This window comes from Sporosarcina sp. OR05 (genome assembly GCF_041414805.1).
GTDB lineage: Bacteria > Bacillota > Bacilli > Bacillales_A > Planococcaceae > Sporosarcina > Sporosarcina saromensis.
Map to the genome: position 1 here is coordinate 850,537 of NZ_JANKJL010000001.1, position 10,389 is coordinate 860,925.

At 40.7% G+C, this 10,389-nt stretch carries 9 protein-coding genes, 1 tRNA gene and 1 pseudogene; 5 read left to right on the plus strand and 6 right to left on the minus strand.

What is annotated here, in order from left to right; all coding sequences use genetic code 11:
* Positions 1 to 13 precede the first annotated feature (13 nt).
* The 3 genes from NRI27_RS04085 to NRI27_RS04095 form a co-directional block, all read right to left on the minus strand.
* Positions 14 to 1,285, minus strand: a complete 1,272-nt coding sequence (locus NRI27_RS04085) for an L-lactate MFS transporter (protein ID WP_371389679.1) — start codon at positions 1,283 to 1,285, stop codon at positions 14 to 16.
* A gap of 202 nt (positions 1,286 to 1,487) precedes the next feature.
* Entirely contained in the window at positions 1,488 to 2,279 is a 792-nt protein-coding gene (fdhD, locus tag NRI27_RS04090) for a formate dehydrogenase accessory sulfurtransferase FdhD (protein ID WP_371389637.1), read from the minus strand.
* A gap of 13 nt (positions 2,280 to 2,292) precedes the next feature.
* Positions 2,293 to 2,637 carry a Na-translocating system protein MpsC family protein gene (locus NRI27_RS04095; protein ID WP_371389638.1) on the minus strand — a complete coding sequence of 115 codons (345 nt, stop codon included), beginning with the start codon at positions 2,635 to 2,637 and terminating at the stop codon, positions 2,293 to 2,295.
* Positions 2,638 to 2,828: 191 nt separating this feature from the next.
* Here NRI27_RS04095 and fdhF point away from each other — a divergent pair, with 191 nt between their 5' ends.
* The 3 genes from fdhF to NRI27_RS04110 all read left to right on the plus strand — a co-directional run bounded on the left by fdhF (position 2,829) and on the right by NRI27_RS04110 (position 7,057).
* Entirely contained in the window at positions 2,829 to 5,837 is a 3,009-nt protein-coding gene (gene fdhF / locus NRI27_RS04100) for a formate dehydrogenase subunit alpha (protein WP_371389639.1), read from the plus strand.
* Positions 5,838 to 5,842: 5 nt separating this feature from the next.
* On the plus strand, positions 5,843 to 6,325 hold the full coding sequence (locus tag NRI27_RS04105) for a helical membrane plugin domain-containing protein (protein ID WP_371389640.1): 483 nt from the start codon (positions 5,843 to 5,845) through the stop codon (positions 6,323 to 6,325).
* Between the two features lie 87 nt (positions 6,326 to 6,412).
* Entirely contained in the window at positions 6,413 to 7,057 is a 645-nt protein-coding gene (locus tag NRI27_RS04110; RefSeq protein WP_371389641.1) for a YIP1 family protein, read from the plus strand.
* Positions 7,058 to 7,106: 49 nt separating this feature from the next.
* Here the strand turns inward: NRI27_RS04110 and NRI27_RS04115 are convergent, their stop codons facing one another.
* A complete protein-coding gene (locus tag NRI27_RS04115) occupies positions 7,107 to 7,274 on the minus strand; it encodes a hypothetical protein (RefSeq protein ID WP_371389642.1) in 168 nt (55 codons plus the stop codon).
* A gap of 147 nt (positions 7,275 to 7,421) precedes the next feature.
* On the opposite strand from NRI27_RS04115, the gene NRI27_RS04120 reads away from it, so the two are divergent.
* A tRNA-Arg gene (locus NRI27_RS04120) sits at positions 7,422 to 7,494 on the plus strand.
* Between the two features lie 212 nt (positions 7,495 to 7,706).
* On the opposite strand, the gene NRI27_RS04125 is transcribed toward NRI27_RS04120, so the two are convergent.
* Entirely contained in the window at positions 7,707 to 8,192 is a 486-nt protein-coding gene (locus NRI27_RS04125) for a hypothetical protein (protein ID WP_371389643.1), read from the minus strand.
* A 916-nt stretch (positions 8,193 to 9,108) separates the two neighbouring features.
* Between NRI27_RS04125 and NRI27_RS04130 the strand changes: the two genes are divergently transcribed.
* Positions 9,109 to 9,444 (plus strand): hypothetical protein, encoded by a 336-nt coding sequence (locus NRI27_RS04130; protein ID WP_317944479.1) that lies wholly within the window; start codon positions 9,109 to 9,111, stop codon positions 9,442 to 9,444.
* A 123-nt stretch (positions 9,445 to 9,567) separates the two neighbouring features.
* Here the strand turns inward: NRI27_RS04130 and NRI27_RS04135 are convergent.
* Positions 9,568 to 10,199 (minus strand): annotated as a pseudogene (locus tag NRI27_RS04135) (IS1595 family transposase); the annotation flags it as partial.
* Positions 10,200 to 10,389 lie beyond the last annotated feature (190 nt).

Consider the following 10,389-nt stretch of genomic DNA (forward strand, 5'->3'; position numbering starts at 1 on the left):
CAAAGTTGTGAACTTAAAGATTCTTAACAAGTTGCATACCTTTTGCCGTGATTTCTTTTTGATTCGCTCTCACTCTCTTAATATCCACCTGTATTAAAATCGAAATGATTAACGCGACTGCAAACAACCCGGCAAAAAATAACAGACTGCTTTCGTAACTACCCGTCGTATCTTTCATCCAAGCTGCAAACATCGGACCTGCAATTCCTGCAGCCGACCATGCGGTTAAAATGTATCCATGGATTGCTCCGAGTTGCTTCGTTCCGAATATGTCACCGATGTAAGCAGGGATACAAGCAAATCCTCCGCCGTAACATGTGTAAATGACAGCGAGCATGATTTGGAAAAACAGTGCATTTGTCGTGAAAGGCAATAGAGCAAACAAAATAATCTGGATGGCAAAAAATGTTGTATACGTATGCGGCCTACCAAGATAATCGGAAATAGACGCCCAACCTAATCGACCAGCCCCATTAAAGAGTCCCAACACCCCAACAAGTGCAGCCGCCTGAATCGTTGTCATGCCGATACTTTCGATGGCTAGCGGTTTAGCAGCAGACAAAATGGCAATGCCGCACGTTACGTTAATGAACAACATGAGCCACAAATAATAAAAACGCTTTGTCTTTACAGCTTCGTTTGCTGTGAGCTGTGCTAAATCGGTTTTTGGTTCCACTTTTCCACTCTTAAGTTTTGCATCATATCCTGCTGGCAACCAACCTTCTTCCGGTTTTTCAAGATACAATGAGGAGAGAATCATAATGATAAAATAAGATGCACCGAGAATGTAAAAAGTATTTTGTAGTCCTACAGAAGTAATGAGTGCTTCCATGATCGGACTACTAATTGCCGCGGCAAATCCGAAGCCCATAATAGCTAGTCCCGTTGCAAGTCCGCGTCTATCTGGAAACCACTTTACGAGCGTTGAAACAGGTGCAATATAACCGACCCCTAAGCCGATTCCCCCTAATACACCATAAAAAATATAGAGTAGCGGGAGCGAGCCTGCGCTAACTGCAACACCTGCACCCATGACACCAATCCCAAAACAAATCGCCGCAAACAATCCGGCTTTTCGGGGTCCATACTTCTCCACAAAATGTCCAAGAAATGCTGCAGACAAGCCTAGAAATAGAATTGCTAAGCTGAAGGTCAACTGCACTTGACTTGTGGACCAACCGAATTGTTCAATGAGCGGATTTGTAAAATTACTCCATGCATACACCGATCCGATGGAAATGTGGATCCCGACTGCAGATGCGGCGATCAACCATCTGTTCTTCACTTTTTTACCTTTCAATTGCTAACTCTCCCTTCGGAATGAATCATGTGACATCGTTCGCTCCTGAAGTGTTTGTTTTATGAAAAAATGATACTCTATGAAGTTTGATGTAGAATTCTTGTAGACAGGAGACATAATTCTGTCACATTTCAGACATCGTACCACCAAGAAACTCATTTGTCACGAACAATTTTTAGAGAGTTTTTTATAGTGTGTGAATTCGTTCAGGGTGCGTATACACATTAAATGATTGGCCGCGAATGAAGCCAACTGCTGTAATTCCTAACTCCTCTGCTAGTTGAATTGCAAGTTCAGTCGGTGCGGATTTGGATAAAACAATCTCGCAGCCGATTTTTGCAACTTTCAACAAAATTTCTGAAGAAATGCGGCCGCTGAAGACGATCACTTTGTTACGGACTGAAATTGAATTTTGGATACAATGTCCATAAATCTTATCCAGTGCATTATGTCTTCCAATGTCCATGCGTGTCACCGAAAATCCGTCTGTATCACATAGCGCTGCAATATGCACACCACCTGTTTGATGAAACAAGTCTGCTTGTTCATTTAAAGTTTTCATGAGTTGAAAGCAATGTGCAGGTTGGAGTGTCACTGTTTGTTCAGTCATTTGTTTCGCGGTTAGCGCATCATTAGCGAATACAAATCCTTGTCGACTCATGCCGCAGCAAGAGGTAATATACCGCTTGTTTTGCAGTTGTTCGAAGAAGGGAAAGGTTTTGCTCGTCGTTACATGCACGATGCCAAGAGCTTCATCCACACGAATGTCTTGAATGTCATTGTAATCAATGATGATGCGTTCAGAGGCAAGGAAACCGATGACCATATCCTCAATAAACTCAGGGGTGCAGACGATGGTCAATAATTCTTTGCCATTCAACTTTACTGTAACAGGAAATTCAGTCGCAATCGTGTCTTCTTTCACTTCCCACTGGCCATTTGTAAAGCGCCATATTTGTTGTTTATGTGTCTTTTCCATCGGTTTGCCTCCTTCATTCGATCGTTCTGTCAAATAAAAATACTGAAACGGCAATGTCATCTTCGATTTTAATGTCCGAAAACAGATGGACAAATTTAGCACCTACAACGTCTTCCAAGCCTTCAGGTGGAGACTCCAAATAGACTTCTTGAATCATTTTCGTTCGTGCCATATGGATCATCTCTTTTCCTTCGGTTGTTCGGGCAATGAATTTTTCCGTCGGTGTCAAATTGCCATACAATGTGGAGATGACCATATTGTCGACAAAAATGGTGTGAATGCGATCCGGACCTTTTCCGAATAAATCTTTTCGTAGTTTACGGATGATTGCATTGAAATCATGTACTTGCTTGGACATGAATCGTACTCCTTTTCTAAAATATAGAATACTCACTCAATAAATTGTTAAATGCATTGTATTTTCAAATTATATGGACTATAATACTACTAACGATGATGCTAGAGTACGAACCTGCTGTAGCCTTATCATGTCATTACTTTACATTTGGATCGGTTATTTAGCAAGACCTGCTAGGAGACTCTTCCACCATGACGCAATCCCACCTGCCTATCAGGTGTGTTTTGTCATGGTGGTTTTTATTTTGCAAAGGAGGCGTTAACGTGTTCATTAACATTGATGGCGTCAAGTATCCGTTTACGGAGGGCATGACGATCTTACAAGTAATTAATGCGCTGAAAATCGAACATCCGCAAATTTGTTACTTGCCTGAAGTGGACCCAATCGAAACATGTGACACGTGTATTGTCGAAGTAAACGGAAGCTTGACACGTGCGTGTTCAACAAAAGCTGAACCGGGGATGCACGTGTTGTTAGCATCAACACGAGCGAAAGCTGCACAAACGGAAGCGATGGATCGTATTTTGGAAAATCATTTGTTGTACTGTACGGTGTGCGACAACAACAACGGGAACTGTAAAATACATAACACAGTCGACATGATGGGCATTGAGGAACAGAAGTATCCTTATGAGCCGAAGTGTTCAAAAGACAGTGTGGATTTTACACATCCGTTTTATCGTTACGATCCAAATCAATGCATTGCATGTGGGCAATGTGTAGAGGTTTGTCAAAATTTACAGGTGAATGAAACACTAAGTATGGATTGGGAGAGGGAGCGACCGATCGTACTGTGGGATGGCGGCGCGAAAATCAATGATTCATCCTGCGTAGGGTGCGGTCATTGTGTGACGGTCTGTCCGTGTAATGCCTTAATGGAGAAATCCATGTTAGGAGAAGCCGGTTTCATGACTGGTCTAAAAGACGAAGTGTTGAGTCCGATGATTGAACTTGTCAAAGATGTAGAACCTGGCTATAGCGGTATCATGGCGATATCTGATGCCGAAGCAGCGATGCGTGATACGCGAACAAAGAAAACGAAGACAGTTTGTACGTTCTGTGGTGTCGGTTGTTCATTTGAAGTATGGACGAAAGATCGCAAAATCCTTAAAATACAGCCTGTATCTGAAGCACCTGTTAACGCCATTTCGACGTGTGTGAAAGGGAAATTCGGTTGGGATTTCGTGAACAGCAAAGAGCGGATTACGACACCGTTAATCCGACAAGGCGATTCGTTTGTGGAAGCTACGTGGGAAGAAGCGTTAGATCTAGTAGCTGAACGATTAGGAACCATTCATAAAGAGAATGGCGAAGACAGCATCGGCGTTATTTCTTCGTCAAAGATTACGAATGAAGAGAATTACGTCATTCAAAAACTGGCAAGGCAAGTGTTTAAAACGAATAACGTCGACAACTGTTCACGTTATTGTCAGTCACCCGCAACCGATGGACTTTTCCGGACAGTTGGAATGGGTGGGGATGCCGGTACGATAAAGGATATTGCAAGCGCTGGACTTGTCATCATTATTGGTGCGAATCCTGCAGAAGGTCATCCTGTACTCGCAACTCGTGTGAAACGTGCACATAAATTGCATGGCCAAAAATTGATTGTCGCAGACTTGCGCAAGCACGAAATGGCCGATCGTTCCGATATTTTCATCAGTCCGAAGCAAGGGACTGACCAAGTATGGCTTATGGCTGTAACGAAATACATGATTGACAAAGGCTGGCATGACGCTGCATTCATTCAAGAGAACGTCAATCACTTTGGTGAATTCAAGGAAGTGCTGAAGAAGTACACGCTCGATTTTGCGGAGCATGTAACTGGGGTATCCAAAGAAAAGCTCATCCAAACAGCCGAAATGATTCGCGATGCAGATGGCACGTGCATTTTGTGGGGGATGGGAGTCACGCAAAATACAGGCGGTTCGGATACTTCTGCTGCCATTTCCAACTTGTTACTTGCAACAGGAAACTACCGTAGACCAGGTGCTGGAGCTTATCCGCTTCGAGGGCATAATAATGTGCAAGGTGCTTGTGATATGGGGACGCTGCCAGGATGGTTGCCAGGTTACCAACATGTCACAGACGATACAGCCCGAGCGAAATTTGAGCGTGCATATGGCGTGAAAATTGGGGATCGACCTGGGAAAGATAACATTCAAATGTTGCATGCAGTAGACGAAGGCATTATGAAAGGCATGTACGTCGTCGGGGAGGATATGGCACTTGTGGATTCAAATGCGAATCATGTCCATGATGTGTTATCCAAGTTAGAGTTCTTAGTCGTTCAAGATCTGTTTTTCTCACGGACAGCGCGTTATGCAGATGTTATTTTGCCTGCCGTTCCGTCATTGGAAAAGGACGGAACCTTTACGAATACGGAAAGAAGGGTTCAGCGGTTGTATAAAGCGTTGCCGGAATTAGGGGATGCGAAAGCGGATTGGTGGATCATCCAAGAAGTGGCCAATCGTTTAGGTGCTGACTGGAATTATTCGCATCCAGGAGACATTTTTGCGGAGATGGCAAGTTTGGCGCCGCTTTTCGGCCAAGCGGACTATACAAATCTAGAAGACTGGAACAGCTTTTTCTGGGGAAGCCATGATGGAGCGAGCACGCCACTTTTATATACAGATGGATTCAACTTCCCTGATAAAAAAGCGCGTTTTGCATTGTCCGATTGGGTAGAACCTGTCGTGTATTCCGATGAATTTGACTTGCATATTAACAACGGTAGGCTGTTAGAACATTTCCATGAAGGAAACTTAACGAATAAATCCGCAGGTATTCAAGAAAAAGTACCAGAAATATTCGTTGAAGTGTCACCGCAACTTGCAAAAGAACGAGGTGTCGTCAGTGGATCGATGGTACGACTGATCTCTCCACATGGCGCATTACGATTACCGGCACTCGTTACAGATCGCGTGAAGGACAACGAGTTATTCTTGCCGATGAACTCCGTTGAAAAAGAATCCGCCATTAATTTCTTGACGGGGACAGCAGTAGACCAACGAACGAATACACCCGCTTTCAAACAAGCGAAAGTGAGAATGGAAGTGTTGAAAGAACGAGTGGATAATCCATTGCCTGCAACAAACCACCGAAACAAAAAACGCCATCCGCAAGACGGGGTAGAAGTGGAGCGCAAATGGGCACGACCAGGCTATGCGCATCTTACCGATCACGTGGAGAAAGGGTGAGTTAAATGGCTGCTCCAATTACGAAAATCAAGCGGGTCGAACTGACACCTGAAGAACAGCAACAAGCTAAAATTCAAGAACTACAAGCGGTTATCGCCGAACAACAAGAATCGATGAATAAGATTCTTGAACTGACAGCCGAGTTGGACAAAGCGGGTGTTCTTGATGCGTTAAATGCCATGGTGAAAGCAAAGGATGATATTGCTGGAATCGCGGTGTCACAAGCATCACGCGAACCTGTTACGAATCTATTGAACAATATTATGAACATGACCGGCATTTTAACTGCCATTGACCCTGAAGTGACTGAGAAATTGAAAAAGAGTGTATCAAGAGGAGTGCAAGAAGCGGAGTTATTTGAAGGGAACAATGATAAAGTATCAATCTTTCAGCTAATGACTGCACTTAACGACCCTCACATTAATCGGTCCATTAAATACGGATTGGATTTTCTCAGAGGAATGGGTAAAGGACTGGATGACAACTAATCTCAGTTTTTTATGAAACTATATTACGATCTATTCGTATAACCTAATAGAGTAGTACATATAGTTTCAAAAGAGAGAGGGTATAAAATGGTTACAATTGAACAACAAAATGGAAACGAACAAAAACCGCTTAACATATGGAAATCGGTTTGGCTGCATCCACGGCAAACGGCACGCTATCTTTATGAAAACAAGACAGTCAAGTTTGCACTAATTTTTGCAATGATTTCAGGTGTTTTTAATACGTTAGATCAAGCTTCTGGTAATGATGTCGGAGACTCGATGTCTATAGGTATTATTCTTTTGTTGTCGCTACTATTAGGCCCGATAGGAGGGCTAATATCCTTATACGTCGGTGGCGGTGTTTTCCATCTTCTTTCGAAAATGTTCCGTGGTAGTGGGGATTTTCGTGCAACCATGATGGCGATAACGGTTTCTAACGTCATTCTCATCATGCTGGGTGTCTTGTGGATACCTGATCTGCTCATTATCGGTAACGGGATGTTCATTTCTAATATAGAGTTTTCTGTTTTACAAGCGATATGGCTTATTATTTCGCTCGTCATCACAGCAGTAGTCGCGGTATGGTCAGTAGTGGCTTTAGTAGCTGCGCTTGCAGAATTGCAAGAATTGGCGATCTGGAAAGCAGTTCTTGTCGTCTTGATACCGATTACAGTCATCACGATAATCATAGTATCGATTGCTGCAATGATTCTATTTGCAACTTTCTAATCAAAAAGGAAATAGCCATCCAGCGAAGTATGCGTCCGCTGGATGGCTATTATTTTTGCTTTTTCAGTTTTCGTTGCTCTTCAGCTTTTTGATACGTATCCTTCAGCGCTTCCCGATAATCACCGAGTGTCGCAAACTCGTTAGCAGCCTCAGCCGCCATCTTGTTACGCTTCCGAATCTCGTTGCGCTTCGTTACTTTGCGTTCAACACGATCCATAACTTCACCCCAACTGTCATTTTGCATGTAGTATGGGTTTGTTATTATAAAATATACGTCGGAATAATATGTTGAATGATAATGGGAGTGAAGCAAAGGGATTGCTCCTCGGAAAAACATTTATTATAATAGGAAAGTACTTATGTTGTCTCAGTAGCTCAGGGGATAGAGCAACAGCCTCCTAAGCTGTAGGTCGCAGGTTCGATTCCTGCCTGGGACGTTTCGAAAAAGGTTAGATAGCCCTTTACATCAATGTTTTGATGGGATACGGTGAAAAGTCAAGAATCGAACTCTTGTCATTTATCCCTACTTTAACCCAACGAGAACCTTCTAATCGTATAATTGGAAGGTTTTTTATTTTTGTTTATTGTGCCGGTAAGTACCATACACTCAAAACAAACGCACTAACCATGTCCACTTACTAATCGTTTACTAAATGGGACAAAACCGATATAACGGGATGATGATAAAATACTTTTCATTCTGTTGTTGACAACTTTCCGGTATAGCATCAAAGACAAGAACAATGGTACTATGCTCATTCCCAATAACCCGTTCTAATTCTTTTCGTGGTAGTTGAAAGACTAGCTTTTCCATTATATAGCCGAACCCATTTTGAGGTTGCTCGAACCACCATGCTCTAAAATAATGCGAAATTTCATCCCTTTTCTCCTGAGGTACACTTCCAAAGATGGAATTTATGATTTCATCATATCGACCAATACTATTAAATTGTTTGGACTCTGTGATTATTTGATTCCAAGTATCTGTAATTTTCTTTTTTATCTCTTGGTAAACCTTCTGGTCCACGTTACATTCAATCCCTGGAAATTTCTTTTTTTCAATAATTGCAGCTAAATAGATGAGTAGGTTTAATTCAGTTGAAGAAATGATTGATAAAGTATTTTTTTCATCCATGAAATAACTCTCTTTTCAATATTCTATTCTCAATCAATTGTACCAATTTTTATAGACAGGGAGGGTAATGTTCAGTGGGACCATGTTCTTTATAAAGCTGGATTATTTGAATAAGGAGCTTCTTTAACTCTTGATTCAGAAAAATTACCTTCCTTCAATCCATTTTATTATCTCTATTATATCATATACCGGTATTATTTAGTGAATATTGGGTTAATAGTAGTGTGAAATCCATTTTATTATGTTAGTGAATATAGAAAAACAGGTGCCAGTGCCAGGTTTGAATTCAGTTAATTCACTACAATTGCATTAAAATGAGTGCATAGTGTATCAGTTACTGGGTTTTCATTTGATTACTGTATAATTCATCAAATTAGTTGAATTAACATAGGTGTTTTTTTGTAGGCACAGTCAAATTTTTAAAAAAGGGATTTACACCTTCTTGACGAATAGTGCCAGTGGAGGTGAATTACCATGTAATATGATGTATACCTTAGTTACGGAACCGAGGGAACAGTAAGTCCGACCATTCGAAATGTCGATGAAGTCATGATAACCGAAGATACGTATTTCTTTTATGATAGTGAAGGGGAAATTCTTTTTGCCGCACCAAGAGAGAAAGTAGTGTATATCAAAAAGAAATAAATAGACGCTATCCTTCGGAGGTGCATCGGATGGGTCAAATTCAGTTAATTCACTACAGTATTTAGTTGAGTCCAATTGTGTATCAGTTGCGGGGTTTTCAGTTGATTACAATATAAATATTCCTATTGTTTGAATTAACGTGTATGTTTCTGGCACAGGCACCGTCAAGATTATCCGGTCATACAAGCGATTATTGGGACAGAAGTTTTAATGCAATTACTGTCTATGAAAGTTATCGTATAGTGAAAATGTAAAGTGATGGAGGGAGAGCATGAAGAATAAATTTAACTTAGCGATTATATTCATATTATTAATAGGTGGTATTCTCGTTTTCACCACATATTTTTCATATGCAGAAAACAGTAAATTCTTTAACTTTCCGATACCCAAAAATGTCGAGTTACTCAGTGATAAAGAAGATGTCGCTATGTATAACTGGTCAAAAGCCACAGAAGAGAATGGGATTCCGTTTGTATATGAGATAATAATCAAATTAAAAGGATGGAGCAATGTAGGCAGAGAAGGTGCGTCTACTTCTTATGAAAAAGATGGGCACAGAATTGATTTAATTTCTCAAAAGGACCAGCTAACGTTAATAGCGAAATAATTTATTTGAAACTTCTGACGCAGTAGTTATCGGAAAAGCATAAGTAATGAAAAATGGAAATAAATTCAAACCATACAACCTTTTCACTTTGATAAAAATCTTATCTGTACAGTGTATGATATTAATACGACCCATACAAACAACTTTTGAGACTGTTGCTTTGGTACGGTCTCTGGCAACAAGAACACATACTTGTTTGTGGCTTATTCCTCTAAGTTTAGACTTCCCACCACGCTTACGAGGTTTCCTTTCTGAGATTCCACGTTGACCTTTTTGAAAGTATAGGAAATAGGTCTCGTCAACTTCAACGATACTTTCAAACTGCTTAAAATCCATTCGTGTTAATGAACTTAATAATTTATGTCTCCAATAATATTGAGTAACCCAAGTAACCCCTAGATTTTCAGCAGATTTTCGCAGGGAATAGCCTTTGAACATACAATCAACAAACGTAATCCATACATCACCTTTTCGAGTACGATAAAGAACAGTATTTGTTTATCGGTAAATGTCTTATTACAACACTTACAAGGATAGACTTGGCGACCATTATATTTTCCAAACCTTACAACGTGTTCCGATATACAATGAGGGTATTCAAATCCTTCTTTGAATCGAGGTTCTCTCATTTCATTAATTAGACTACCACCGACAGATGAAGAAGGTTCAACATAGCGTTTAACCCATTGAAACACTCGATCTTCTTCAGTATGTGATAAATTGCCGATATGTTTTGGATAAAATTGTAAATTCATAATTAATTCGACGCTCTGACCAAGCAGAGGACAACAATAATTACAGCATTGCGCTGTGATATTTGTTGTCCTCTTTTTTTACAATAATGAACTTTTAAGTAGTTTGAATGAATGATATAATGGAAATATATTCAATCTCGTTTATGCATAATTACGGAGGGGGAGGCTAAGATGAGGGAATTACCGGAGC

What these genes read in the sequence shown, in the direction of transcription:
- NRI27_RS04130 (WP_317944479.1), top strand. Translation starts at nt 9,109, where the DNA reads ATGAAGAATAAATTTAACTTAGCGATTATATTCATATTATTAATAGGT.
- NRI27_RS04110 (WP_371389641.1), top strand. Translation starts at nt 6,413, where the DNA reads ATGGTTACAATTGAACAACAAAATGGAAACGAACAAAAACCGCTTAAC.
- fdhF (WP_371389639.1), top strand. Translation starts at nt 2,829, where the DNA reads ATGACGCAATCCCACCTGCCTATCAGGTGTGTTTTGTCATGGTGGTTT.
- NRI27_RS04095 (WP_371389638.1), bottom strand. Translation starts at nt 2,637, where the DNA reads ATGTCCAAGCAAGTACATGATTTCAATGCAATCATCCGTAAACTACGA.
- fdhD (WP_371389637.1), bottom strand. Translation starts at nt 2,279, where the DNA reads ATGGAAAAGACACATAAACAACAAATATGGCGCTTTACAAATGGCCAG.
- NRI27_RS04125 (WP_371389643.1), bottom strand. Translation starts at nt 8,192, where the DNA reads ATGGATGAAAAAAATACTTTATCAATCATTTCTTCAACTGAATTAAAC.
- NRI27_RS04105 (WP_371389640.1), top strand. Translation starts at nt 5,843, where the DNA reads ATGGCTGCTCCAATTACGAAAATCAAGCGGGTCGAACTGACACCTGAA.
- NRI27_RS04115 (WP_371389642.1), bottom strand. Translation starts at nt 7,274, where the DNA reads ATGGATCGTGTTGAACGCAAAGTAACGAAGCGCAACGAGATTCGGAAG.